24 protein-coding genes and 1 pseudogene are annotated in these 24,384 nt (G+C 48.7%); 7 read left to right on the top strand and 18 right to left on the bottom strand.

The window, feature by feature from the left end; translation table 11 throughout:
• The first annotated feature begins 93 nt into the window (after positions 1-93).
• Positions 94-921: a 4,5-DOPA dioxygenase extradiol gene (ygiD, locus tag BWI93_RS08935; protein ID WP_094810356.1), complete on the top strand. Its 828-nt coding sequence runs from the start codon at positions 94-96 to the stop codon at positions 919-921.
• A 179-nt stretch (positions 922-1,100) separates the two neighbouring features.
• Here ygiD and bshB1 read toward each other — a convergent pair whose 3' ends face one another.
• The 4 genes and pseudogenes from bshB1 to BWI93_RS08920 all read right to left on the bottom strand — a co-directional run bounded on the left by bshB1 (position 1,101) and on the right by BWI93_RS08920 (position 2,745).
• Positions 1,101-1,820, bottom strand: a complete 720-nt coding sequence (gene bshB1 / locus BWI93_RS08930) for a bacillithiol biosynthesis deacetylase BshB1 (RefSeq protein ID WP_094810354.1) — start codon at positions 1,818-1,820, stop codon at positions 1,101-1,103.
• Positions 1,820-1,945 carry a LysM peptidoglycan-binding domain-containing protein gene (locus BWI93_RS28685; RefSeq protein ID WP_255157783.1) on the bottom strand — a complete coding sequence of 42 codons (126 nt, stop codon included), beginning with the start codon at positions 1,943-1,945 and terminating at the stop codon, positions 1,820-1,822. The genes bshB1 and BWI93_RS28685 overlap by 1 nt, the downstream gene beginning before the upstream one ends.
• A gap of 222 nt (positions 1,946-2,167) precedes the next feature.
• Positions 2,168-2,287: pseudogene (locus BWI93_RS28680) on the bottom strand (M23 family metallopeptidase); the annotation flags it as partial.
• Between the two features lie 32 nt (positions 2,288-2,319).
• A complete protein-coding gene (locus BWI93_RS08920) occupies positions 2,320-2,745 on the bottom strand; it encodes a hypothetical protein (protein ID WP_094810350.1) in 426 nt (141 codons plus the stop codon).
• On the opposite strand from BWI93_RS08920, the gene BWI93_RS29505 reads away from it, so the two are divergent.
• Positions 2,722-3,120 (top strand): hypothetical protein, encoded by a 399-nt coding sequence (locus BWI93_RS29505; RefSeq protein ID WP_094810348.1) that lies wholly within the window; start codon positions 2,722-2,724, stop codon positions 3,118-3,120. The genes BWI93_RS08920 and BWI93_RS29505 overlap by 24 nt on opposite strands.
• On the opposite strand, the gene BWI93_RS29500 is transcribed toward BWI93_RS29505, so the two are convergent.
• The 6 genes from BWI93_RS29500 to BWI93_RS08885 form a co-directional block, all read right to left on the bottom strand.
• The gene (locus BWI93_RS29500; protein ID WP_369679128.1) at positions 3,027-3,236 is read right to left on the bottom strand and encodes a LysM peptidoglycan-binding domain-containing protein; all 210 of its coding nucleotides are present in this window, start codon (positions 3,234-3,236) and stop codon (positions 3,027-3,029) included. The genes BWI93_RS29505 and BWI93_RS29500 overlap by 94 nt on opposite strands.
• A 44-nt stretch (positions 3,237-3,280) precedes the next feature.
• Positions 3,281-4,099 (bottom strand): M23 family metallopeptidase, encoded by an 819-nt coding sequence (locus tag BWI93_RS29275; RefSeq protein WP_094810346.1) that lies wholly within the window; start codon positions 4,097-4,099, stop codon positions 3,281-3,283.
• 153 nt (positions 4,100-4,252) lie between these two features.
• Positions 4,253-5,221, bottom strand: a complete 969-nt coding sequence (gene trxB / locus BWI93_RS08900; RefSeq protein ID WP_094810344.1) for a thioredoxin-disulfide reductase — start codon at positions 5,219-5,221, stop codon at positions 4,253-4,255.
• A 199-nt stretch (positions 5,222-5,420) separates the two neighbouring features.
• Positions 5,421-7,418: an OmpA family protein gene (locus BWI93_RS08895; RefSeq protein ID WP_255157780.1), complete on the bottom strand. Its 1,998-nt coding sequence runs from the start codon at positions 7,416-7,418 to the stop codon at positions 5,421-5,423.
• Between the two features lie 3 nt (positions 7,419-7,421).
• The gene (locus BWI93_RS08890; RefSeq protein WP_255157779.1) at positions 7,422-8,042 is read right to left on the bottom strand and encodes a 7-carboxy-7-deazaguanine synthase QueE; all 621 of its coding nucleotides are present in this window, start codon (positions 8,040-8,042) and stop codon (positions 7,422-7,424) included.
• Positions 8,043-8,120: 78 nt separating this feature from the next.
• Positions 8,121-9,173, bottom strand: a complete 1,053-nt coding sequence (locus BWI93_RS08885; protein ID WP_094810342.1) for an FUSC family protein — start codon at positions 9,171-9,173, stop codon at positions 8,121-8,123.
• A gap of 225 nt (positions 9,174-9,398) precedes the next feature.
• Here BWI93_RS08885 and BWI93_RS08880 point away from each other — a divergent pair, with 225 nt between their 5' ends.
• The gene (locus tag BWI93_RS08880) at positions 9,399-10,316 is read left to right on the top strand and encodes a glycoside hydrolase family 43 protein (RefSeq protein ID WP_094810340.1); all 918 of its coding nucleotides are present in this window, start codon (positions 9,399-9,401) and stop codon (positions 10,314-10,316) included.
• A 65-nt stretch (positions 10,317-10,381) separates the two neighbouring features.
• Here BWI93_RS08880 and BWI93_RS08875 read toward each other — a convergent pair whose 3' ends face one another.
• The 3 genes from BWI93_RS08875 to BWI93_RS08865 all read right to left on the bottom strand — a co-directional run bounded on the left by BWI93_RS08875 (position 10,382) and on the right by BWI93_RS08865 (position 15,123).
• Positions 10,382-11,119 (bottom strand): class I SAM-dependent methyltransferase, encoded by a 738-nt coding sequence (locus tag BWI93_RS08875; protein WP_094810338.1) that lies wholly within the window; start codon positions 11,117-11,119, stop codon positions 10,382-10,384.
• A gap of 70 nt (positions 11,120-11,189) precedes the next feature.
• The gene (locus tag BWI93_RS08870) at positions 11,190-13,454 is read right to left on the bottom strand and encodes an NADP-dependent malic enzyme (RefSeq protein WP_094810336.1); all 2,265 of its coding nucleotides are present in this window, start codon (positions 13,452-13,454) and stop codon (positions 11,190-11,192) included.
• Between the two features lie 388 nt (positions 13,455-13,842).
• Complete coding sequence (locus BWI93_RS08865) at positions 13,843-15,123, bottom strand: citrate synthase (protein ID WP_094810333.1); 1,281 nt, start codon at positions 15,121-15,123, stop codon at positions 13,843-13,845.
• A gap of 192 nt (positions 15,124-15,315) precedes the next feature.
• Here BWI93_RS08865 and pepT point away from each other — a divergent pair, with 192 nt between their 5' ends.
• Both pepT and BWI93_RS08855 read left to right on the top strand, forming a co-directional pair.
• Positions 15,316-16,569: a peptidase T gene (pepT, locus tag BWI93_RS08860; RefSeq protein ID WP_094810331.1), complete on the top strand. Its 1,254-nt coding sequence runs from the start codon at positions 15,316-15,318 to the stop codon at positions 16,567-16,569.
• Positions 16,570-16,692: 123 nt separating this feature from the next.
• On the top strand, positions 16,693-17,526 hold the full coding sequence (locus BWI93_RS08855) for a DUF3298 and DUF4163 domain-containing protein (RefSeq protein ID WP_094810329.1): 834 nt from the start codon (positions 16,693-16,695) through the stop codon (positions 17,524-17,526).
• A 54-nt stretch (positions 17,527-17,580) separates the two neighbouring features.
• Here the strand turns inward: BWI93_RS08855 and miaA are convergent, their stop codons facing one another.
• From miaA to BWI93_RS08835, 4 genes are all read right to left on the bottom strand, one after another.
• The gene (miaA, locus tag BWI93_RS08850) at positions 17,581-18,498 is read right to left on the bottom strand and encodes a tRNA (adenosine(37)-N6)-dimethylallyltransferase MiaA (RefSeq protein WP_094810327.1); all 918 of its coding nucleotides are present in this window, start codon (positions 18,496-18,498) and stop codon (positions 17,581-17,583) included.
• Positions 18,499-18,527: 29 nt separating this feature from the next.
• A complete protein-coding gene (locus BWI93_RS08845) occupies positions 18,528-19,301 on the bottom strand; it encodes a hypothetical protein (RefSeq protein WP_094810325.1) in 774 nt (257 codons plus the stop codon).
• Between the two features lie 128 nt (positions 19,302-19,429).
• On the bottom strand, positions 19,430-20,047 hold the full coding sequence (locus BWI93_RS08840) for an LEA type 2 family protein (RefSeq protein ID WP_094810323.1): 618 nt from the start codon (positions 20,045-20,047) through the stop codon (positions 19,430-19,432).
• A gap of 110 nt (positions 20,048-20,157) precedes the next feature.
• The gene (locus tag BWI93_RS08835) at positions 20,158-20,700 is read right to left on the bottom strand and encodes a ferritin-like domain-containing protein (RefSeq protein ID WP_094810426.1); all 543 of its coding nucleotides are present in this window, start codon (positions 20,698-20,700) and stop codon (positions 20,158-20,160) included.
• Positions 20,701-20,999: 299 nt separating this feature from the next.
• Between BWI93_RS08835 and BWI93_RS08830 the strand changes: the two genes are divergently transcribed.
• Both BWI93_RS08830 and BWI93_RS08825 read left to right on the top strand, forming a co-directional pair.
• Positions 21,000-21,602 (top strand): hypothetical protein, encoded by a 603-nt coding sequence (locus BWI93_RS08830; RefSeq protein WP_141217401.1) that lies wholly within the window; start codon positions 21,000-21,002, stop codon positions 21,600-21,602.
• Positions 21,603-22,828: 1,226 nt separating this feature from the next.
• Positions 22,829-23,371, top strand: a complete 543-nt coding sequence (locus tag BWI93_RS08825) for a TonB-dependent receptor plug domain-containing protein (RefSeq protein WP_141217400.1) — start codon at positions 22,829-22,831, stop codon at positions 23,369-23,371.
• Here the strand turns inward: BWI93_RS08825 and BWI93_RS08820 are convergent.
• The gene (locus BWI93_RS08820; RefSeq protein WP_369679127.1) at positions 23,361-24,113 is read right to left on the bottom strand and encodes an NUDIX domain-containing protein; all 753 of its coding nucleotides are present in this window, start codon (positions 24,111-24,113) and stop codon (positions 23,361-23,363) included. The genes BWI93_RS08825 and BWI93_RS08820 overlap by 11 nt on opposite strands.
• Positions 24,114-24,384: the final 271 nt, after the last annotated feature.

The following is a 24,384-nucleotide window of genomic DNA, read 5'->3' as shown; positions in this document are numbered from 1 at the left end:
TAAAAACATATGATTTGCCTCTCAGTAATTATTTATTAATGACCTTAACGTCAGGCCATTACATTACATTTAACCCCTATACTCCTAACCGATATGGATTTACACGCTCTTAAAAATCTAACGGATTCTTATTCATCCACTCAATCCATGCCCGTACTGTTCATAGGACATGGGTCACCGATGAATGGTATAGAACACAATCTGTTCAGCCAAAGCTGGCGGGAACTGGGCCAGCAATTGCCCCACCCGACGGCCGTACTGGTTATTTCGGCTCACTGGCTTACGCGGGGTACACACGTGACGGCTATGGAAGCCCCGCCGACCATTCATGATTTCAGAGGCTTCCCCCAGGAGCTTTTTGACGTGCAGTATCCTGCTCCGGGCAGCTTACCCATAGCCCTGGAAACCCAGCGTCTCATCACGAGTACCCACGTAGGATTGGATCACGACTGGGGCCTGGATCATGGTTCCTGGACCGTCGTTCGTCACATGTATCCCGACGCCGACATTCCGGTACTGCAACTCAGCATCGATTATAATCAGCCCGCTAGTTATCACTACGCCTTAGCTAAGGAATTAGCTGCCTTACGTAAAAAGGGGGTTTTGATTTTGGGTAGCGGTAATATGGTGCACAACCTGCGAATGGTTGCCTGGGAACACCTTAATAAACCCGAATACGGCTACGATTGGTCCATTGCCATGAATGAAGCGTTTAAAAAACACATTACTTCCGGCAATCATGAAGTGCTAATTCAGTACGAAAAGCTAGGAGCGGCTGCTCAGCTAGCCATCCCAACGCCGGACCATTACTATCCCCTACTGTACACCCTTGGGCTGCAAACATCAGCCGATGAGGTCCATTTTTTCAATGACAAAGTCGTTGGCGGCTCACTGACCATGACCTCGGTCCTGCTCACTTAGTCTTTCAAAAGCATTTTATTCAACTTTAGAATGCTTTTTAACGTTTCAATAGCGTTATAATGTTACATACAACATTAATGGTTAGCTTTACTTCTGATCCATACAGTCAAAACGCCGGTGGCTTACAGTATGATCTCTGTAAACCACCGGCGTCTATGAAGTCTTATTAACTTCTACGCTTAAATCAGCGAGGACAGATTTTTTGCACCGATCTGGCGGTAATTAGTATACCCTTCCCCAAATTCTACGCCAATCTGATGTCCCAGCTCTCGCCAGCGGGCCACCAGAAAATCCATAAATTCTTTGCTGGAGATATACGAAGACGGTTCGTCGCTGTCTGGATTGAAGAATTGGCTGCGATAGGCCTTAATACTCTCTACTTTCTGTTGCCAGTAATCCGAAATATCGACGACGACATCTGGCTTAATATACCGATCCTGGATATAGTGAAAAACCTGTCTCGCTCGCCACGGAGCCTGGGGCGTACCATCCGGTTCGAACGTTTCGATGCGACGCAGACCACTCAGGAAATGAGCGGTTTCGGCCACAGCTGCCGCTTTTCCATGGTCGGGATGCCGATCATCGATGGCATTTGCAATCAAAATTTCGGGTTGATATCGGCGAATGACTTCCACGACTTTCAACTGATGAGCCTCGTCATTGACGAAAAAGCCATCCCGAAATCCCAGGTTCTCACGAGCCGAAAGGCCCAGCATTCTAGCCGCATCGGCTGCTTCTTGCAATCGAATTTCAGGGGTTCCCCGCGTACCGAGTTCTCCCTGGGTGAAATCGACAATCCCTACCTTTTTGCCATTAGCCACTTCCATAGCCATCAAACCGCCGCAGGACATTTCTGCGTCGTCGGGGTGAGCGGCCAGCACCAATAGATCTAATTTCATCAGCGTATACGCAATTTTTGCCCGATTTGCAGTCGGGTCGTTCGTAATCCATTTAATTCTTTAATGCGAGCAATGGTGATGCCTGAACGTCGGGAGATTTCGTCCAGTGTATCCCCTTTTCGCACGGTATACCAATCCGTTTCCCGATATTCCACTTCTTCCTCTTCGTTATCGCCTTCCGCCTGCACTTCATCAAACTTACGACCCGTGACGTAAGCAAATACCCGGGGCGTCAGAATATACTGATTGAAGCGAATGATGTTTTCTGGAAACGCAAAGATTTCCAGCGGATTAAACGGATGGCCTTCGTACCGTAGCTCAAAGTGCAAATGGGAACCTGTACTCCGCCCGGTATTGCCTCCTAAACCAATAATCTCTCCTGCCTTTACGAGTTGTTTGGGCTGAACCAGCTGCCTGGATAAATGGCCATACACGGTCTCTAAACCGTTATAATGCCGTACTACTACATAGCGACCAAATCCCCTACTATCGTAACTTACTACCCGTACCTGGCCGTCGAAGGCCGTTTTACGGGGTCCCCGGTTTGCAGGTTCAGGTCAATGCCCTTATGCCAGCGAATTCGTCTCCAACCGAAGGCCGATGTGGGTCGACCCGTTTCCATGGGAGCTGACCAATACTGCTGACGAGTGGAGTCATACAACTGAATGGAAATAGCGGCATCAAAGTTCCGAATATCGTACCCGTACGGATTGACGTGGTGTTCATCCCACACGCGATACCGCTCACTGACCTTCGCCCAGCTTTCCGAATCATGCGGCCGAATTTCCTGAATCGTCTCCACCACTAACTGATCATTCTGTAATTGAGCGGCCACCATGGTATCGACCGCACTCCTAACCAGCGGGTTTAGTACTTTCTGAGGTTCAAAGGGTTGTTGCGAATGAAGCAGGGGAACGGGTTCCATTCGGGCGGGAAGGCTGGAAACGGAAGGGTTAACTTTAGCTTTAATAGATGGAGTTTTTTTGAAAACTCCCTTTTCCTGGGCGGAAACCGTCAATGCAGCAGTCCAACACAAGAAAAAAAGAACGCTTTTGATTGTATTTTGAAAAAACATCTGAACCTCTCAACAGGCGGCCCCGGAGCCGCGAATGCTACCATAATTCATAAATTCAACTATCCGGAAGGGGGAAATACTAAAAAACCGCAGGCACGCGTGCCTGCGGTTGCTGGCGAAAACCAATGGGCTTACTTAACCCGTAATTTCTTACCAATGCTCAGGTTGCTATTCCGTAATCCATTCAGTCGTTTCAACTGGGATACGGAAACGCCTGAGCGGTGAGCAATGTCATACAGCGTATCGCCTTTACGTACGCGGTACCAGCGAATCTGACGGTGCTGTTTGGATTTCTCACCGGTGTTGTACTCGTACTGAACCCGATTTCCACCGCCTCGCAGATAATCCCACGCTTTAGAAGTCAGCAGGTACCGGTCGGACTTAATTACGTTTCCGGAAATTTATAAACCTCCAAGGGATTAAAAGGATTCCCTTCGTATCGTAATTCGTAGTGGAGGTGCGGTCCGGTACTCCGGCCTGTGCTGCCCCCTAGTCCAATCTTTTCACCCGCTTTTACAAATTGGCCTGATTGTACTAACTGGGAAGATAAGTGACCATATAACGTTTCTAAACCGTTATAATGCCGAATAACAACATAGCGACCGTAACCACCGCCGTCAAAATTGACAACCCGTACCTGTCCATCAAAAGCGGCAAATACATCATCACCCGTATCCAGATCCAGGTCTGCTCCGGTGTGCCAGCGTCCCCAGCGACGACCAAACTGCGAAGTCAGAATCCCTTTCGTCAGCGGTGCCGCCCAGAATTGCCCCCTGGCATCGTCATACAACTGAAGCTCAACGGGCTCGTCGAAATCAAGTGGGTTGATATTGTAGGGATCAATCGTGTTGGGATCCCAGATGGAGAAGTAGCGGTGAGTAGTCACCCATACGCCCGCAGAATCATCGTAAACCTGATCTTCCGTTTCCGTAGGAATTTTCTCGGTCTTATCGTCGATCCGTGTGGTGTCCATGTTGCTGACCACCGGATTAACGGGCTTTTTAGGTTCGAGTTGTTCCGAAAAACGTAAGTTCGATGTGGTTTGCTGCGGAAGCTCAAACTCGTTACCGGTTTTCTTGCTATCCGTCTTGGGCTTGATGCTGGGAGCTTTTTTAAACAGTCCTTTTTCTCGTTGGGCAACGCTTTCTGTCGATGCAAAAACACAAATGCCACAAAAGAAAAGAGCGGTTACTAGTTTCATCATGTGTTTAGGTACGCCTAAAGGGAAGCCATCAGGGCGTCTCTGACGGCTTCGTATGTCGATCTCCAAAAGAAGCGGAGCTTTTCAGGAGAGTTCTTGGCTCCGAAAGCCCCGCTAATGCTACCCAAAGGCAGCTGGAGTTACGTAAGATTAATTTTAAAGGGCTGCTGAACCTACCGCTACGGCCGTTTCAACTTCAGCCAGCCAGCGTTCGGCGTCCAGAGCGGCCATACAGCCCGTACCAGCGGCGGTAATGGCCTGGCGGTACACATTGTCCTGGGCATCGCCACAGGCAAATACACCCGCTACGTTGGTACGGCTACTACCGGGAACGGTTTTGATGTAACCCGTAGTATCCATGTCGATGAAATCTTTGAAAATATCGGTATTGGGTTTATGACCGATGGCTACGAAGAAGCCCGTCACGCATAAATCCTGTACTTCACCCGTTACAATGTTTTTCACACGGGCACCGGTAAGACCCGTTTCGTCACCTAACAATTCTTCGGTTTCGGTATTCCAGAGAATTTCGATGTTAGCAATAGTCTTTACCCGGTTCTGCATGATTTGCGAGGCCCGTAACTCATCCCGGCGAACCAGCAGGTACACTTTCTTGCATAATTTAGCCAGATAGCTTGCCTCTTCCACAGCGGTATCGCCACCGCCTACAACCACAACGTCCTGACCTCGGTAGAAGAAACCATCACATACGGCACAGGCCGATACCCCGCGACCATTGTAGATGTCTTCACCCGGCAGACCCAGCCATTTGGCCGAAGCTCCCGTGGAAATAATGACAGCATCGGCACAGATTTCGTGCGTATCGTCTATCCAGACTTTTTTACTGGCTGTATCCGAAAAATCTACCTTCGTGGCTAAACCATAGCGAATTTCCGTTCCAAAACGACGAGCCTGTTTTTCCAGGTCCTGCATCATTTCGGGTCCGGTTACGCCTTCGGGATAGCCCGGAAAGTTATCCACTTCGGTTGTCGTCGTTAATTGACCGCCCGGTTGAGCACCCGTATATAAAACTGGCTGAAGACCTGCCCGTGAAGCGTAGATAGCGGCTGTGTAGCCAGCAGGGCCTGAACCAATGATTAAGCAATGAATATGTTCAGCTGACATAAAATGATGGGAGTAATACCTTAGTTGCAACTCGGTTGCTTTCACAAAAATTGCCAATTCGAGCCGGAAAGGCAAGATTTTTTTAAGACTTGCTGAAAATCAAGGTTGTCGGTTTTCAGGATTGGGCTCGCAGGGGTAACATATTTTCCCTGAAAAAAGGTTTTCCTGCTTCCAACAATCTTTCCGCTCCGGGCATTCTCTAGAGAATCTTAACTTCAATCCGCCGGTTCTGAGCCCGATTTTCCTCGCTGGTATTCGGCACTACGGGTCGGGTCTCTCCCAGCCCAACGGCCTTGACCCGGGTGGCCGTAATCCCGTGAGCGGCCAGATATTCCATCACAGAGCGGGCTCGCTTGAGGGAGAGTTCCAAATTGTTTTTGTCTTCGCCTACGTCATCCGTATGGCCCGAGATTTCGACGGATACGGAAGGATTTTCTTTGAGCAACCGGACCAGTTTTTCCAGTTCCGCCTGCGACTTTTCCTGCAAATCCCAACGACCGGATTCGAAGAAAACATTTTTTAGTACTTCATGCTGATCCTTTCGGATGCTTTCCAGAGCCATGTTCAGGACCTTGTCCGTACTTTTCCCCGAAAAATCGAAAGACAAACTTTTGTAGAGATACCCCGGACGATTGACAAAAACGGCGTATTCATTGCCATCCGTCAATACTACCGCATATTCGCCCGTTTTGGCATCGCTCCGTAGCAGGGCTTCGGTAGCATTGGTTTTCAGATTGATGACTTCCAGATTAGCCGCCAGCGGTTTTTGATTGGCAGCATCTACAATAGTACCCTTCAGTACATTGGCTCGTTTGAAACGGGAAGCCAGTGCTTCCGGCACATCCAGCTCCCAAAGTCGCGATTGATGACGATCGGCCCGAATTCGTTCTTCCTGGGAATAATAGCCTTTGCGGCCATCGGCCGTGATGTACAGAGCGACCTGATCTTCGTGGGTATTAATGGGATAACCTAAATTTTCGGGTTTCGAGAAACGCGTTCCGTCAAATTCGCTCAGCCATAGATCAAAGCCACCGAGGCCCGTATACCCGTCGGAAGCAAAGAAGAGACTACGGCCGTTGGCGTGCAGAAAAGGAGAAACCTCATCTTCGGTGGTATTGATGACCGCCCCGGCATTAACGCAGGGTAACCAGCGACCCAGTGAATCCTTGCGGCTCATCCAGATGTCGCGTTTACCAACACCGCCCGGACGATCCGAGACGAAGAATAAGACCCTGCCGTCGGGTGAAAGCGTAGGTTGCGATTCCCAGGCTCCGGAATTGATTTCCGGTCCCAAGTTTTCGGGTTCGCTCCACTCCTGCCCGTTTCGGTAGCTGATGTACAAATCACAGTTCCCAAATCCGTGGCGTAAGCGGCTTTGACACACCGTAAAAACCAGCGTACGCCCATCCGCAGAAATACTGGAAGTACCTTCGTTCTCCGTCGTATTGATGGCTCCGGGTAGAAGGCGGGGTTTCGTCCAGCCGGCCTCTTCCGTGTACACGGAGGTGTACAGGTTTTCGTCGCCGTTTTCCTGTTCAATGCCGGTAAAAAACAGCGTTTGCCGATCCGCCGTCAGGACGGGAAAATACTGCGACTCGAAACGGTTGACCGCATCGGGCAGGCGTTTGACCTGAACCGTCAACGGACGTTTGATGGCTTCTTCCGAAAACCGGCATACCTCCAGCATGCGGGTAGCCCGCTTCAACGCAATTTTCTGGGCGTTTGTCGGTTTCGTCAGGGCTTGCTGACCCGTAATGTACTTTTGAAGCAAGGGAGCAGCCTGCGTATACTGCCCCCGACGCAAATAATGACTGCCCAGCCAGAGATACGCCGGCTGTACTTCCGGCGATTCGGGTTTGAGCGTAATGGCTTTTTCGTACTGTACGGCCGCCTGATCCAGGTTTCGGTCGTATTCGGCTAGTTGAGCGAGCCGGAAGTACGCCTCCCCGTAGGATTCGTCGCGTTCCACAGCTCGCTGAAATTCTTTTCGGGCACCGGGTAAATCCCGGTTAGCCAGTGCTTTCTGTCCTTTTTCGTACGCGTCCTGAGCCCGCCGATCCTGGGCCTGAAGTTCCGGAGTCATCAGCCATAACCCCTGCAACAGGCCGAGCAAGAGACTTACTCGACGTAGCATGCGTTTCGTTTCCTGGGGAATACTGGTCCGGCTGGACTCCTGACTTCGATGGATGGCGTTCATGGATTACGGAATATTCATGTACTTATGCGTTTGTAACGAAACCCGCCACTTCGGATTGTCTTTGACGTAGTCAATGATTTGGGGCAGCATTACGTCACGTTTGCTCCATTCGGGTTGCAGCAGTAGCTGAGCATCCGTTTGGAGACGGGAAGCATGTTCCTCGGCAAATTCAAAATCCGATTTGTTATAGATAATTACTTTTAGCTCGTCAGCCCGCTCGTAAATATCGGAATGCGGTTCCTTGAATTTTTTCGGAGAAAAACAGATCCAGTCCCAGGAACCCGTCACGGCATACACGCCGGAGGTTTCGATATTGGTCTGGAATCCGGCGATTTGGAGAGCAGCGGTCAAGTCCGTCAAGTCATGCATGAGCGGTTCACCGCCGGTAATCACGGCCATCCGTCCGGGGTACTGAAGGGCACCCGCCACAATGAAGTCAATACCAAAGGAAGGATGCAGGCTGGCATCCCAACTTTCTTTCACATCACACCAGTGGCAACCCACTTCACAACCGCCCAGACGAATAAAATAAGCGGCTTTTCCCGCATGAAAGCCTTCGCCCTGCAGCGTGTAAAAGGATTCCATTACGGGTAGTGTCGTAGCAGGGGTAAGCACTTGGGGCATAGTCATCATTGATTCTTTTCACAAAGATACCGTAACGGCGGTTGTCTATCCTAAAGTTCAGTAGACAGAAGGCTTTCTTCAGGAAGATTGCATCTGTTTTCGATTCCAGAACAGGATAAACGAACTAATGAACACCAGAAAACCACCCACCAGCGTAAATAAACTGCGTTCAATGGCCACGGTAAACGAATGCGTGGTTTGCTGACCAATCAGCAGGATGATATAAATCGTCAGGAAAATACAGGCGACCGGATAGTTGTGTTTGACGATCAACAGGAACGTAAACATGCATAGAATCAGTAAGGGCATACCCAGAACAGGTTCGGGATGCAGCACCAGAATAAAACTCCCGATGATGCTTCCAATGAAGGTTCCCAGGATTCGTCCCCCCACCCGTTTCAGCGTATCGCTGTGATTGTCCTGCAAGACAATGACAATCGTTAGGGGAATCCAGTACGCGTGAAAGGAACGCGTATAACTAATGAGCCAAACGCTCAGCACCAGTAGAAAGGATAACCGGAACGTGTACCGCCACAAATCCGGTTTCAGTGAAGCCACCGACAGATCCAGCTTATGCGTACGCTTGCGAGCCCGGCGACTACGCAGCCGCATCAGTGGCGATCGGGTTTCAAAGGCCGCAGGCCACACCCGCCACATCAGGGCCTGCAACAGAATCGCGAGTACCCCGCTGATCAACACGGCCGCTATGGCTATTTCGTCGGCTTTGACGGCTAGTGAAAAGAAGTACAGAGCCGCGGCGGGGGCATTGATGCTTCGCCAGTCGTCCGGGAAAAAATGCCGCCAGTAGCTCAGGGCCACCGACAGCAGAATAACCCCCAGCACGACATTCACCCAATGGTATGTACCAATGATCCCCCAGAGGGTTGTTCCCAAAAGAATCAGCAGCACGTAGCTCAAAATCTGTAAGCGTTCTTTATAGGTACCCTTCGGACGCACATTCATCAGACACTGCATCACCATGACGATGAATCCGGCAAAAGGACCGAAAAACGGAATCTGGGCGAGCATTAAACCCACAAATACGCCAAGGGTGGGCAGAGCCGCACTTTCGACGTCCTGATGGGTGATTTTTTTAAGAAGATTTTGTTTCGGTTGACTCGGGGTACTCATGGTTGATGGAATCAAGCAGGGTTCGCAGTGCTGACTTCCGGCAGAGGGCTCGTATGCGATTCTTTTTAGCCTTTATGAACCCAGCCCGCCAGACAATCAGAGGATACGCTGACTCTCTAATGAAATCATACCAATACCTTAGGTACGGAAAAATAGGGATTTCTGCGTAAACTTCCGTCCCCTTTAACAGAGGCATTCTCTTATTCAACGTTTTCTAATCCATCTATGCGTACCCTTCTTAGTTGCGGTTTCTGGCTGTTCTGTCTAACGGTTCAGGCTCAGTCGTATCTCTTTGCTTACTTTACCGACAATGGTCAGGATGGCCTACACTGGGCCAGTAGTACCGATGGCCTGCACTGGAAATCGCTCCGTAACGGAGCCTCGTACCTGACGCCCGAAGTCGGAAAAGATAAACTCATGCGGGATCCCTGCGTCATTCAGGGGCCGGACCAAACCTTTCACATGGTCTGGACCTCCGGCTGGAATGACCAGATCATCGGTTATGCCTCCTCAAAAGATTTAAAAAACTGGTCCGCTCAACAGGCCATTCCGGTCATGACGCACGAACCTACGGCCAAGAACAGCTGGGCTCCAGAAGTATTCTACGACGATCAGGCCAAGCAGTTTATCATCTACTGGGCCACGACCATCCCCGGGCGGCATTCGGATGTGGCCGAGTCGGAACGGGAAAAGGGCCTCAACCACCGGATTTACTACGTCACCACCCGCGATTTCAAAACGTTCAGTGATACGAAGCTTTTCTTCAATCCGACTTTTAGCGTCATTGATGCCACGCTTTTAAAGAAAGGCAAGTGGTATTACATGTTCCTGAAAAACGAAAACCCGAAACCCGCCGAGAAGAATATCCGCATCACTAAATCGCGTAACGCCGTCGGGCCGTACCCAACCGAAGTTTCGGCTCCGATTACGGGCCAGTACTGGGCGGAAGGCCCGACGGCGGTGCAAATCGGTGATTACGTGTACGTGTATTTCGACAAGTATACCGAACATAAGTACGGGGCCATTCGCTCCAAAGACATGGAACACTGGGAAGACGTATCCGATCAGGTCGAATTTCCGAAGGGAACCCGGCATGGTACAGTGTTGAAGGTTAGTTCTGCATTGGTGAAGTCTTTGGAATAACGTATTGATTGTCTAAACAAAAAAGACCTCGGCGTCGAGGTCTTTTTTGTGCGGTATATTTTCCATCAGGCGTTAATACCTAATCGCATGAAGATGGGAAACTCGATTTCCTGTACCTGATCAACGTCCCACAACGGACTAATCTGATCGATGAGTTCAGGAACCGGATCTTCGCCATTGGCTTCCTTGTACGCCTGTACACTCGACCAGGAGCTAAAGTAACCGGACAGTTCTTCTAAACTCCACTGTTTGATCATAGAGAAAACGGGTACCTGCACTTCCTGATACGGAAAAGGAATCTTCGTGTATTTTTCCTGAATATGATGCCGCTCGGGAGCCCAGTACGGTCCCACCACCGTCGTATAGAAATCAAGAATGAGGGGATCGATCTCCGGACTAATCTCCAATAATTCGTAGCCCCAGACGGCCAGTACGCCTCCGGGTTTAAGTACTCGTTTTACCTCGGAGTGAAAAGTTTCAAAATTGAACCAGTGTAAAGCCTGCCCTACGGTAACCAGATCGAAGGACTGAGCGGGGAAGTTCGTCTCTTCCGCCCGGCTAACCTGGTAATGTACGCGTTGAGCGGGCTCGGCCTGAGCTAGTTGCTGTTCACTGATATCGGTAGCTTCGACGCGTTCAAAGTATTCAGCCAGAGCGACGGCTACCTGTCCGTTGCCCGTAGCACAATCCCAGGCGGCTTCCCGGCCCGGTACATACTTGAGAATAAATTCGTATAGTTCAGTAGGATACGTAGGACGGTATTTCGCGTAAGCATCCGATTGTTTGGAAAAGAGGTCTTTCATACGGATTGGTGGTTGGAATAAAACGGGGTGACGCGTTGGATCATCACCCCGTTCCTAAATACAATCAAAATTATTGAGCCTGAGCCACGGCAATCGCTACCATGTTAACGATCTCACGAACCGTACTTCCTAACTGTAGGACGTGTACGGGTTTCTTCAGACCCAGGAGTACGGGACCGATGTATTCGAGTTCGCCGACTTCTTTCAATAAGTTGTAAGCAATGTTCGCCGCCGAGAGGTTCGGGAAAATAAGCACGTTTGCTCCTTCTTCGGCTAAATCAGAGAAGGGATACTGTTGCTTCACCAATTCTGTATTAAAGGCCAGGTGAGCCTGCATTTCCCCTTCTACCACCCAGTCAGGATGTTTACCGCGTAGAATGGCCGTCGCCTGCCGCATTTTCTCAGCGTCTTCCCCATCAGCGGTACCGTAGTTGGAATACGTCAATAACGCGATGCGGGGCTTAATACCCAGACTTTCCACGGAGATCGCCGTTAGTTCAGCAATCTCTACCAGTTCAGTTACCGAAGGATTAAAGTTTACCGTCGTATCAGAAAGGAACAGAGGGCCCTTTTTGGTAAGCAGGATGTACATACCTGATACCTTCTTGATGCCTTCCTGCCGTCCAATCACCTGAAGAGCCGGGCGAACGGTATCCGGATAGTTCCGCGTCAAACCCGAAATCAGACAATCGGCCTTACCCGTTTCCACCATCATGGCTCCGAAATACGTCCGACGCAGCATGATCTGTTCGGCATCGGCGGGACTTACGCCCCGGCGTTTCCGTTTTTCGTAGTAGGCATTCGCAAACTCACGGGCCAGCGGCTGCACGTCGTCGGCTTTCGGATCAATGATCTGCACACCTTCCAGCTCCAGTCGGTCTTCTTTGATCATTTTTTCGATCCGGGTCCGGTTTCCTAACAGAATCGGTTCGCAAATGCCATCGTCGTAGACCTGCTGTACGGCTTTGAGTACCGTCTGACTTTCGGCATCGGCAAATACGACTTTCTTAGGATCCTTTTTGGCTTTGTTGACAATGGCCCGCGTCAACTGGTTGTCCTGACCGAGGCGTTTGGCCAGTACCTGTTCGTAGGCTTCCCAGTCTTCAATGGGTTGCGTCGCCAGTCCTGATTCCATCGCGGCTTTCGCCACGGCCGGAGCTACCGTCGTCAGCAAACGAGGGTCCATGGGCTTCGGAATGATGTACGTCCGGCCAAAGGTTAGATTCTTTTCGTTGTAAGCGATATTGACAATATCGGGGACGGGTTCTTTCGCCAGCTCGGCCAGAGCGTACGTAGCAGCCATTTTCATGGCTTCGTTGATGCCCGTAGCCCGTACGTCGAGGGCACCCCGGAAAATGAAGGGGAAACCGAGTACGTTGTTCACCTGGTTAGGGTAGTCACTACGACCGGTGGCCATGATAATATCCGGACGAGCGGCGGTAGCGTCTTCATAGCTGATTTCCGGTGTCGGGTTCGCCATCGCGAATACGATCGGATTGTCTGCCATGCTGCGTATCATGTCCTGCGAAAGCACGTTTGCCGCACTCAGTCCGATGAATACATCGGCACCTTTAATGGCCTCAGCCATCGTGATATGCGTCGGAACGGCAAAATCCTTTTGCTTGCCAAACAGGTTGGTACGCTCCAGACAAATCACGCCGTCTTTATCAAACATGGTGATGTTTTCTTTGCGGGCTCCCAGTTGTACGTACATCTGGGTACAGGAAATGGCCGCAGCTCCGGCTCCACTCACAATGAATTTGGCGTCCTGAATATTCTTCCCAACGATTTCCAGAGCATTCAGCAGAGCCGCACCAGAGATGATGGCCGTACCGTGCTGATCGTCGTGCATTACCGGAATTTTCAACTCCTTCCGCAACCGATCTTCGATTTCAAAACATTCCGGAGCCTTGATGTCCTCCAGGTTCACGCCTCCGAAGGTAGGTTCGAGAATTTTTACCGTCCGAACAAACTCATCGACGTCTTTGGTATTGAGTTCAATGTCGAAAACGTCAATGTCCGCGTAGATTTTGAATAGCAGACCTTTTCCTTCCATCACGGGTTTACCGGCTTCCGGACCAATATCGCCCAGCCCCAGCACGGCCGTACCGTTGGAAATTACCGCCACCAGATTTCCCTTGGCGGTGTATTTATAAACATCTTCCGGATTTTCGGCAATGGCCAGACAGGGCTCGGCTACTCCCGGCGAATACGCCAGAGAAAGATCGCGTTGCGTGGCTGTTTCTTTCGTCGTAACTACTTCAATTTTTCCCGGACGACCCTTGGAGTGATAATCCAGAGCGTCCTGACGGCGAAGATTTTTTTTCTCTTCCATTACTACGTTTGTTGTTGAATGAGCGTCTTCCGATTGCTTTATACAGACGCCTTAAACCGCTAAGGTACTAGATTTGTCCGCTGGGCGGTTTGAAATTTTTGCATTCTTTCTCCCCCCGTTCAATGCCTTTAAAAAGTGCATTTGGTGGTTTTAAGAATACAATTGGCCCGTAAAACACCGTACCGACACAGGCCAAAACAACCTTTGGAATTTCAGCGGAATGACTTTTCAAAAATTTGGCCGTGCGTATTCAGGCAAGTTACCCGACTTTGCCCCCGGAAATCAAAGAAGGCTTTCCCGAACCGAGAAAGCCTTTCCCATAAAAGCCATGAAAAAGTAAAAAGCATAAAAAATGTGGGACGGTGCCCACATTTTGAAAATTCAGTAACTAGCGTTGTTCCATGGGAACGAAATCACGCAGGGTAGCTCCCGTGTAAATCTGACGGGGACGACCAATGGGTTCTTTCGCGGCCCGCATTTCTTTCCACTGGGCAATCCAGCCCGGCAGACGGCCAATGGCGAACATCACTGTAAACATATTGGTCGGAATACCGAGGGCCCGGTAGATGATTCCAGAATAGAAATCGACGTTCGGGTACAGCTTGCGAGCCACGAAGTATTCGTCGTTCAGAGCGGCCTCTTCGAGTCCTTTGGCGATTTCCAGTACGGGATCATTCACGCCCAGTTTCGTCAGTACATCGTCGGCTGCTTTCTTGATGATCTTCGCCCGGGGGTCGAAGTTTTTGTACACCCGGTGACCGAAACCAAACAGACGGAAGCCCGTCGTCTTGGCATTCTTCGCCATGTCAATGTACTTGCTTACGTCGCCACCGTCGGCCTTGATGGCTTCCAGCATTTCGATTACTTCCTGGTTTGCACCACCGTGCAGGGGTCCCCACAGGGCACTGATACCGGCAGAAATCGACGAGTACAGGTTCGCCTGCGAAGAACCCACCAGACGTACCGTTGACGTCGAGCAGTTTTGTTCATGATCCGCGTGCAGAATCAGCAGCGTGTTCAGAGCAGAAGCAACTACGGGATCTACCTCGTATTTCTCAACGGGCAGCGAGAACATCATGTTCAGGAAGTTCGAGCAGTAGTCGAGATCGTTTTTGGGGTAGTTCACTGGGTGTCCCTGAGCTTTCTTATAGCTCCAGGAAGCGATGGTCGGCAACTTAGCCAGCAAACGAATGATGTGACGATCGTCTTTTCCTTTTTCGTCGTACGAATCCGGATAGAACGCACTCAGGGCACTTACCAGCGATGACAATGTAGCCATCGGGTGAGCGTTTACGGGGAAATTATCGAAAATGGCCCGTACGCCTTCGTTTACAATCGTGTGGCGACGGATGGAGTCTTCAAACTCAGCGTATTGCTCCTGGGTGGGTAACTCCCCGTAAATAAGCAAATAAGCGACCTCGAGAAAAGTCGCTTTAGCCGCTAAATCTTCAATACTGTATCCACGGTAATTCAGAATACCTTTTTCACCGTCCAGAAAAGTAATCGCACTTTTGGTGGCTCCGGTATTTTTGTACCCGGAATCCAGCGTGACGAAACCCGTTTCATCGCGGAGTTTACTAATATCTACGGCTTTTTCAGCCTCAGTTCCAACGACAATGGGAAGTTGAACCTTCTTACCTTCTACGGAGAGTTCTGCAAAATCAGACATAAAGCAAAAATTTGTTTGGCAACGGCCAGTATGAGGAGAGGCAACGTTTTGATGACAGCGAAAATACACAAAAACCCTTCACCCGGCACAAAAATAAATTTGAATGCGGGAAAAAAGCCGCCTTCATTCCCCAAAAAAACTTGCTAATTTGCTATATTGTTTTGTACAAAACCTTTATTTGTTTGACTATCAATGCCTTTAAGTCCTTATTCTTTTACCGTAACCGAACGTTTTTTGCGTTACGTACAGATCGACACCCAGTCTGATCCGCATTCCGAGACCTACCCTTCGACCGAAAAGCAAAAAGACTTGAGTCGCGTACTGGTGCAGGAATTGCAGCAGATGGGTGTTACGGAGGTCGAACTCGACGATTATGGCTATGTGTACGCGACGCTGCCCGCCACCACCGCCAAAACGGGCGTCCCCGTGATTTGCTTTTGCTCGCACGTGGATACCTCACCCGATTGTTCAGGGGCGAACGTGAAGCCTATCGTTCATACCCGCTACGACGGCTCGGATCTGGTACTGCCCGACGATCCTGCCCAGATCATCCGCATGAGCGATCATCCCGACCTGAAAGACCAGATCGGAAACGACCTCATCACGGCTTCCGGAACCACGCTGCTCGGAGCGGACAACAAGGCCGGTGTGGCTGAAATCATGGATGCGGTGCATTACCTCATTTCGCATCCTGAACTGGAACACGGAACGATAAAAATTCTTTTTACGCCCGACGAAGAAATCGGTCGGGGTACGGCCAAGGTGGACCTGGAAAAACTGGGTGCGGATTTCGGCTATACCATCGACGGCGAAACGCTGGGCTCGCTGGAAGACGAAACCTTCTCGGCCGACGCCGTGCATATTCGCATTCAGGGCGTAAGTCAGCACCCCGGCTTTGCCAAAGGCCGTATGGAAAGTGCCATTAAAATCGCCTCGGAGCTGATAGCCCGCTTACCCAAGGATCGCCTCTCTCCGGAAACGACCGAAGACAAAGAGGGTTTCGTACACCCTACCTATCTGCACGGTACCGTGGAGGAAGCCGAAGTAGAACTCATCATCCGGGACTTCGCCGAAGCGGGTCTACACGAAAAGGAAGCCTTTCTGAAACAACTGACCGAGGAAGTACTGGCTCAGTATCCGAATTCAACGGCGGCTATCCAGGTGGTTGAACAGTACCGCAATATGAAAGAGGTACTCGATCAATATCCACAGGTAGCTCAGTACGCGGTGGAAGCCATCGAACGCAGCGGTATTGCCGCCCGGCAAATGAGCATCCGGGGAGGTACGGACGGCTCGCGGCTTTCCTTTATGGGACTGCCCTGCCCCAACATTTTCGCAGGCGAACACGCGTTTCACTCTCGTCACGAATGGGTGTCCCGGCAGGATATGGAGAAAGCCGTGGAAGTTATCGTTAACCTTGCTCAGATCTGGGCAGAGAAAGCCTAAGTGCCCCGCCCCCTTCTCTGGTTTCTGGAGAAGGGGGTTGCTTAACAATCAATCCCGATTCTTTTTGCTTGCATCCTTTTTTTGAATTCGGTAGTCTTGTATTCCCAATCCCCTTTTCTAGTCATGAAACAAGTTTCCCTTTTCTTCCCCCTGTTGCTGCTGTTAGCGGCCTGTGAATCGAAAAAACCGGAGCAACAATCGGCCGCTGGAGCCGACACCCTCGCGTACACCATCAAGGGCGATTCCGTTCACAGTCAGCTTTGCGTACGCCCCGACTCGCTGTGTGCCCGTGCTCAGTTCACCTACCCGGTTTTTGAAGGCAATCAGGTCCTGACGGATTCGCTTCTCCGACACGCGGTAGCGGCCTCGGGCTACCTCGACAATCCCGATGCTACGGCCGCTCAGGCGAAGGCTTCCCCTACGCAGGTCGTTCAGGATTTCGTCAAAGATTTCGATACGTTCATTGCCGATCAGCGGAAACGCTTCCCCAATGAGCCCGTCATGGGCAGTGCCTGGGAAACGGATATCCGGACGCAGGTTCTCCACCAAACGCCCCAGCTTATCGCTGCGGCTACGCTCACGTACAACTACTCGGGCGGTGCTCACCCCAACACGAATCTGGTCTACGTAAACCTGACTCCCAAAGGACATCAACTAACCTTGAACGAATTATTTAAGCCCGGTTATGAGAAGACCTTAGCGGCCACGGCGGAGAAATTATTCCGTACACAGGAAGGCCTGAAAGCAGGTGATCCGTACGGTGAAAAATACTTTTTTGAAAACAATGCCTTTGCCCTGAACGATAATTTCAGTATTCGTCCGGAAGGCTTATTGTTTCGCTACAACCCGTACGAAATTAAAGCCTACGCCGAAGGGCCCACGGAGCTATTGATTCCGTATGCCGAATTGAAATCCATTATCAATACTGACGGTGTTTTAAAGTCCTTCGTTAAGTAAGGATTAGGTTTATAGAATCGGATCGATCAGGGTATTCCCACCGGGATAAAAGCCTTAATCGATCCAATTCTTTTTTTCTTCCACCCACTGCCGGGCCTGTAGTAACTGTTCTTCAAAAGAGCCCGTTAGCCAATGAATGCGTAAGCCATCGCGTTCCATTTTCCGAAAGAAGGTCATTTGCCGTTTAGCATATTGGTGAATCGCTACATTGAGTCGTTCGACCATGGTTTCATAGGCCCAGACGCCGGACAAGTATTCCGTAATGAATTTATATTCCAGACCGTAGTAAATTAACTGGTCCGCCGCGATTCCCTGATCCAGTAAGCCCTGTACTTCTTCAATCATGCCGTTTTGCAAACGCTCGTGTAAGCGTTTGGTAATTCGCTCCCGCCGAATTTCAACCGGCGGATTTAGACCCAGTACCAGCGGATTCAACGCGGGTTTTTCTATGGAAATAGCGAAGGGAAATTGCTGCAGGTACGTCGCAATTTCAATGGCTCGCAGGGTACGTTTACGCGTCGACAAATCAGCTACGGCGTGATACGGCGAATCGAGTTGCTGAAAGTGTTCACGCAGGGCTTCATCGCTTTTCGTACTTAACTGCTCTCGCAATTCCGGGTTATTAGGAATGGCGGTAAACGCGTGGTTTTTCAGAACCGCTTCCAGATACAACCCCGTACCTCCGCACAAGATGGGTCGTTTATTACGGCTCTGCATTTCGTCGTATACTACTTTAAAATCCTTCTGAAATTCGTACAGATTATACGCCTTACCGGCCTCAATAATATCAATCAGATGATAGGGAATCGTGCCGTACTCAGACAGATCTTTTCCCGTTCCAATGTCCATAGTTCGGTATACCTGCCTTGAATCAACGCTAATAATTTCTCCTTCAAATTCCGTGGCTAAGGCTACGGCCAATCTGGTTTTACCAGAGGCCGTAGGGCCTAGCACTACAATTGGTGTATGCATACAAACCATTCCATGCGTCGAAACGACGGCTAGAGTTTTTTGATGTATTTGTAATTTCCCGTATTAAAAATCGAACGCCAGTGACTGGGTTTTTCGTCTTTGACTCGGTGCGGATAGTGGCGTAGAAACGTGTTAGGATCGAGCCAGAGTTCCTGCGGCGGCGTGGTACTGACGCGTTCAAATCCCAGTCGTTCGTAGCTTTTCCCCGTCGACCAGTCACGGTCCGCGTAAGTCATCAGATCCTGCATGGGATGTTCCTTCAAAAAGGCTTTCAGTAGTTTATCCAGCCCCCCTACTACCGTATGATTTCGCACATTGGCAAAGCGAATTAATTCGCCCGAATAATAGTCATCACCCCGACTTGGCATGGGCCGTACGGGACCAAATCCGGCTACGGCTACACAATCGTTAACAATCGTAGGATCGTTTAAAAACGGTTCGTTCTGATGCATTTCCTTCAAAAATAAGCCGTATCGAAACGCACATTTCACTGGAATTTGCAAATGATTCTGGGATAAAAATTCCTGAAAAAAAGCGGGTGTTAAGGGCTGAATAAGCGTCAGTCGGGCGGGAATGCGTTGTGAAATACTGACTAAAGATTTCAGGCGACTTTCAACCAGGGTTCGTTGCGTCACCCACACGTCTTCCCAGAGCTGAACCAACTGCCAGCCGCGGGTTTCGTACCCTTCAGAATCTTGTAAAAGTACAATTGGATCTGCTTCTGTCCGTAAGGCTACGGCTAGTCGGCGGGTTTGATTTTCATAGATCACTTCATCAACTTTCTGCCAGTTCTCCTGGGGCATTGTCTCTTGCAGAAAGTTTTGAAAGCTTTCTAAAACCTACGATTCATGGTCACGTTGCTTCGCTTTAATAGATACACAAAAGGGCAGAGCCTGGCTCTACCCTTTCGTTAGCTGGATGATCAGACCGATCAGCGGCCTACCAGAATTTTATTCGTTACTTCCTGGTCGATGGTTATGTAACCGGGATAGTTCACCTGCTTGTTACCCAAGGACAGCGTAGGTTTGATTCGAATGGTTAGTTTACTGGGCTGGCTTGACTTGTTACCCGCCAGGTTCTGCACGAACTGAATGAACGAGTCCCGCGTCTTGGCGTCTGACAATAACTGAAAAGCATTAGCCGATACGTGAATGGGAATCGTCGTACGACCGCCCGGAGCTACCGCAATCCGCTGGTTGATATAACCCGTGGCCAGTTCCTGCCCAGTCAACAGAACTTTGTACTCAAGCTGATTGATACCCGCCAGTTTTCCCGAAGGATTCCGAATATCCAGATTGACCCGAGCATCCAGGGGTACATTCTGGCGAAGCAATGCCGCACTTAATTGCGGGTATTTTAAGGGGTTTAAAGCTTCAAAGCTTTTCAGCTCGCGGACCGGAATGCCGGCCAGGAAAATGCTGTCGGCAGAAACGATGTCGTATCGGCAATTCCCCAGGGCTTTGGCCTCGGCAATTTGCTTGTTAACGCCGCAATGACTTAAACTTACGGCCGCCGCCAGAAGCGAGCACCATAGAATAACCTTTTTCATGGAAGTAGATAACGCTGTTCGTGTGGGACAAAAGTAAACGAAAAAGCGATACCTTGGAGGATACCGCTTTTTGTATATACAATATATATTGTATTAAAAATAATTTACTATTACGCTTCAGTCGCAGCTTGTTCGTTCACGTACTCTTCGGCAATAACGGTCAGCTTTTTATCGGTCTCTCCCTCTTCATTGAGAGTCGTCTGGAGCAGATCCGCTACTTCAGGGTAACCTAATTTTTCGGCCAGCGTACGCAGACTGCCGTAGCTCGCAATTTCGTAGTGCTCTACTTTCTGAGCTGCCATGATCAGGCCACAATCACGAACCATCGTACCTTTTTCAGTTTCTTCGGTAATGGTTTCGCTTTCCTTGATGAGCCCTTCCATGGCTTCACATTTCTTGGCTACTGCTTTTACCTCGATCATGGAAAATACTTTCTCCAGCCGTTCCACGTGTACTTCGGTTTCTTGTTTGTGGGTTTCAAAGGCCGTTTTCAAATCAGAAGACGTGGCTGCTTTCGCAAGTTTGGTTAAGGCTTTCGCCAGGTGCTTTTCGGCCCAGTAAATATCTTTTAAGCCATCAACGAAAAGTTCTTTTAAAGCAGGAGAATCTTGTTCAGAAACCGAGGCTACATTGTTTTTTTTTGTGGTTTTCATGACAATCATAGGTTTGTTTGACAGCTCGTAGGCAAAGAAAATCGTACCTGTAGAGAAGTGTCTATGGATGGGGATTTCTTTGCAACGGTCCTCTATACGTCATAAATAAGATTGGAGATCACTATTCATCTTCTCATCTTCAATTGGCATATTATTAGTATTAAATCTAATATTTTGATTTTATTAGTTTAAATACTAATAATTTTCATTAATAAGCTTATTATCTTATATTTGAGGGAAAATAACGATCAATGAAGATAGCTGCTGTATTATCAGGTGAGGTGATTGATTCTACAACCTTGAAAATTCCCGAACGTAAAAAGCTTCAGAAAAACCTGGAGGATCTCTTTCATCGCCTGGGTGGAAAGAATCCATTAAACTTAAAGTTACCCTTTGAAGTCTTTCGTGGCGATCGCTTTCTGGGGATTGTCGATACCCCCGCCGAGTCCTTACGCGTAGCCATGTTGATTCGGGCGTATCTGAAGAGTGACTTCTACTCGGGCCAATCACTCGATGCCCGCATTTCCATAGGTATGGGTACCATCACCTACCGCTCCCCGAACGTTGGCGAATCCGACGGTGAGGCTTTCCAGGCTTCGGAGCAACTTATAACGGGTATGAAAAAACATCCCAATCGCGTGGAAGTAAAATCGCCCTGGAAGGCTTTCGACGACGAGTTGAATACCGGTCTGGTACTGCTTGAAACCATCGTCAGCCGCTGGACAGGACCACAGGCTGACATTATGTATTTAAAGTTACTAGGGCATACGGAAGTCACTATATCAGGTATGCTGGGCATTACACAGTCTGCGGTCAATCAACGCTCCACTGCTGCCTGCTGGAATGCCGTCGATCGGTTTACCAAACGCTTCCACCAAGTCACCTTGCAGTATTCAAAATAATTTATATACCATAGTTTTTGCATATTCATTCATTATTAAATATTTGTAGTATACCATAATTATTGATTATTCAATAACGAATCAATACCCTATTGCGTTAAGCGTTTCCAGGATAGGGGTCTTGGGAATGGAATACATAGCTACTGACATCAAGCCGGAGAGGCGGCAGATAAGCATCTGCCTTCTAATTGGGACTGGTGCAGATTTGGAAACCTGCACCAGTCGGTCTCTTCAACCGAACCTCTTCCTACCAGAGTACTCACCCCCGGGGAGCATCCTAGGTCCGCATGAAATTTAGTGAATACAAGGCAAGCAAAAGCGGTCTTCCCGCACAGTAGAAAGCTTCTTAACCTGTACCCATCGGCGAGCAGGTTCCGACCTGCCTTTCTCATTTAAACCAGTACTATGGAACAGGCCCATTAGAAACTACACTCTCTAGTAGATACATCTTTGGCAATTGGCATCCGTCGTCCTGCTCTGTTCAGTCGAGCACCCCAACGCCGAAGGGATTTGATGGAGGATTATCCCTGGCCCTGCCCACAATTCAGAGTAATACCTCCGTACCCGTACGCTTCCAGGGAGATAGTCAAACTCAAAGCTCTATATTCGCCGAACCCAGTTACCCTTTTTAAAGTGCACGCACACGATGACGCTTTAGATCCGGCTCAACCAGACTAAGACGCGATACCTTTTTCATACCTCCCACGAACCAGTGGATCTCAAGACCCAAACCTCAATCAAACCATGTCGCTGAGATTTCGATAGAGCATTTCTACCCGGGATTTGGTCCGTATAAACGATTCTCGCGGTATTCTCATTTTATAACTTTCCCTTGCCTATCTATAACAAAAGACATAAAGGTTTCTCATCGGATTTAATGTAAGCCTTTATTGCCTCACGAATACCCTTGTTTGAAGAACTTAGTCTAACTATTGTACAGCTAATCTTTGTTTTGTCCAATTTCAGGATCAGTGATACAGATTACTTTTCCAGCCTTTTCATCGACCGATACGCTCCTACCCCAGGCTTTCCAGTGAATTTTTACCCTTGTTACGTAACCCTATTTTTCAAACTAATTAGTCAGGGTAAACCTGCAACTCTACGACGGTGCATCCGTCCTTTTTTTCCAGCAATAAAAAAATTACCGCAATTCCGAAAATTTCGGAATTACTCCTTAAATTTCGGAATCAAACTTTTAAATCATTTTCAAACCCTTACTTTTTGCTATGAATACATTACAGCGAATTTCTCCGATATTAGTAGTAGCTGGTATCCTACTGATGAGTGCGTGCAGTAAGCGTTCGGACATTGCTCCGATCAGTGCCGGTAAGGAAATCCGGTTAAACGGTGACAGTCGTTTATCCGCGAATGCCACCAATCGGATCCAGTTGACTGGAAAGAATACACCATTAATTATTGTGGATGGAAAAGAGTGGACCGCGGAACAATTGGAAAAAAAGATATCTCCAGACGATATCACTTCTATTGAAGTTTTCAAATCCGGTAAAGAGCCTATTCAATTACTCGAAAAATTAGGAAAGACAAAGGCAGAGAATGGAATCTTAATCGTTCGTACGAAAGCTGGGAAAAAAGCAGAACTTCCCACCGCTTTGTATCTGGTTGATGGAAAAGAAATGGATCAGCAATCCGTTGAAAAGATCAGTCCCGATAAAATTGAAAGCATCAATGTTTTGAAAGACGCCAAGGGTGTAGAAAAGTACGGGGAAAAAGCGAAGAACGGCGTGATTATGATTACCCTTAAAAAGTAACTTTCCAGTCAAAGAAAAACCGCATGGATCGCCTACGATTCATGCGGTTTTTTTGTGGATTTAAATCGGTATACATACGGGGCTTTGTGAGCCCCTCCCGTATATTTTTTTCAATACGCTCCAGTATTTCCAGACTCAGGATCTTGCGTTGAAAATTGGTACGAATCAGTTCCTTTCCTAAAATGGTTTCGTAAACCCGCTGTAATTCAGCAATTGTAAAACTTTCCGGTAATAGATTAAAAGCAATAGGTTTATATTCGAGCATAATGCGTAAAGTATCTAACGCTTTCTGAATCATTTGATGGTGATCCATCATCAACATGGGTAACTGATTGATGTCGTACCAATCGCAGCTATCCGATAATGCATCGGGTGTTGCCTTCACTAGTGAAAAATCAACCAGAGCGTAATAGCCTACTGAAATAAATCGCTTCTGTAGCCACTCTGCCGAACTGAGTTGATTCACTTCAGCCAGTTTTTGCTGCATCTCTATTTCACCTCGATTGCGTTGGCCGAAGGTGTAAAATTGTTCGAGGTACAATTCGGTTAGTCCCGTACGCTCCTGCAAAACACGCTGGGCTGCTTCGTCCAAAGCTTCTTCCTGCCCAACAAAACCTCCGGGCAGTGCGTAGTACTCCATACTCCGAACCCGTAGTAATAAGACTTTCAACTGATGAGCGTGAAAACCAAAAACGACGCAATCGATGGATACTTGAGGAATACAGTTTTCGCCAAACTTCATGGTGCTTCCAATACCAACTTTATTTTCTACAATTTTTCCAAGAATACATTAAAATAATTGGAAACAAAAATCGCAACCTGCATTATTGTATCGAATTGATACAATAGTTTGATACGGGTCAATCTTTGCTTCATTATTGATTAAAAGTAGATCGAAAAAGAGCTAATTTTCTATTCCGAAACTACTTATCTATTCATTTTCAATAGCGATTAACGTCCGATCGCAAGTCTAGTATTTGTTAACTCTAAACAGCATTTTAACTGACAAAATC

Source organism: Siphonobacter sp. BAB-5385, assembly GCF_002261125.1.
Lineage (GTDB): Bacteria > Bacteroidota > Bacteroidia > Cytophagales > Spirosomataceae > Siphonobacter.
The sequence above is the reverse complement of the archived record's forward strand: the minus strand, read 5'-3'. Positions and strand labels throughout refer to the sequence as shown.

What these genes read in the sequence shown, in the direction of transcription:
- BWI93_RS08845 (WP_094810325.1), bottom strand. Translation starts at nt 19,301, where the DNA reads ATGCCCCAGGAGAACTGGCAGAAAGTTGATGAAGTGATCTATGAAAAT.
- BWI93_RS08875 (WP_094810338.1), bottom strand. Translation starts at nt 11,119, where the DNA reads ATGAAAGACCTCTTTTCCAAACAATCGGATGCTTACGCGAAATACCGT.
- BWI93_RS08920 (WP_094810350.1), bottom strand. Translation starts at nt 2,745, where the DNA reads ATGGAACCCGTTCCCCTGCTTCATTCGCAACAACCCTTTGAACCTCAG.
- BWI93_RS08895 (WP_255157780.1), bottom strand. Translation starts at nt 7,418, where the DNA reads ATGAACGCCATCCATCGAAGTCAGGAGTCCAGCCGGACCAGTATTCCC.
- BWI93_RS29505 (WP_094810348.1), top strand. Translation starts at nt 2,722, where the DNA reads ATGAAGCAGGGGAACGGGTTCCATTCGGGCGGGAAGGCTGGAAACGGA.
- BWI93_RS08870 (WP_094810336.1), bottom strand. Translation starts at nt 13,454, where the DNA reads ATGGAAGAGAAAAAAAATCTTCGCCGTCAGGACGCTCTGGATTATCAC.
- BWI93_RS08825 (WP_141217400.1), top strand. Translation starts at nt 22,829, where the DNA reads ATGAATACATTACAGCGAATTTCTCCGATATTAGTAGTAGCTGGTATC.
- BWI93_RS29275 (WP_094810346.1), bottom strand. Translation starts at nt 4,099, where the DNA reads ATGATGAAACTAGTAACCGCTCTTTTCTTTTGTGGCATTTGTGTTTTT.
- BWI93_RS08890 (WP_255157779.1), bottom strand. Translation starts at nt 8,042, where the DNA reads ATGCCCCAAGTGCTTACCCCTGCTACGACACTACCCGTAATGGAATCC.
- ygiD (WP_094810356.1), top strand. Translation starts at nt 94, where the DNA reads ATGGATTTACACGCTCTTAAAAATCTAACGGATTCTTATTCATCCACT.
- BWI93_RS08885 (WP_094810342.1), bottom strand. Translation starts at nt 9,173, where the DNA reads ATGAGTACCCCGAGTCAACCGAAACAAAATCTTCTTAAAAAAATCACC.
- bshB1 (WP_094810354.1), bottom strand. Translation starts at nt 1,820, where the DNA reads ATGAAATTAGATCTATTGGTGCTGGCCGCTCACCCCGACGACGCAGAA.
- BWI93_RS08840 (WP_094810323.1), bottom strand. Translation starts at nt 20,047, where the DNA reads ATGAAAAAGGTTATTCTATGGTGCTCGCTTCTGGCGGCGGCCGTAAGT.
- BWI93_RS08835 (WP_094810426.1), bottom strand. Translation starts at nt 20,700, where the DNA reads ATGAAAACCACAAAAAAAAACAATGTAGCCTCGGTTTCTGAACAAGAT.
- pepT (WP_094810331.1), top strand. Translation starts at nt 15,316, where the DNA reads ATGCCTTTAAGTCCTTATTCTTTTACCGTAACCGAACGTTTTTTGCGT.
- BWI93_RS08865 (WP_094810333.1), bottom strand. Translation starts at nt 15,123, where the DNA reads ATGTCTGATTTTGCAGAACTCTCCGTAGAAGGTAAGAAGGTTCAACTT.
- miaA (WP_094810327.1), bottom strand. Translation starts at nt 18,498, where the DNA reads ATGCATACACCAATTGTAGTGCTAGGCCCTACGGCCTCTGGTAAAACC.
- BWI93_RS08855 (WP_094810329.1), top strand. Translation starts at nt 16,693, where the DNA reads ATGAAACAAGTTTCCCTTTTCTTCCCCCTGTTGCTGCTGTTAGCGGCC.
- trxB (WP_094810344.1), bottom strand. Translation starts at nt 5,221, where the DNA reads ATGTCAGCTGAACATATTCATTGCTTAATCATTGGTTCAGGCCCTGCT.
- BWI93_RS08820 (WP_369679127.1), bottom strand. Translation starts at nt 24,113, where the DNA reads ATGAAGTTTGGCGAAAACTGTATTCCTCAAGTATCCATCGATTGCGTC.
- BWI93_RS08880 (WP_094810340.1), top strand. Translation starts at nt 9,399, where the DNA reads ATGCGTACCCTTCTTAGTTGCGGTTTCTGGCTGTTCTGTCTAACGGTT.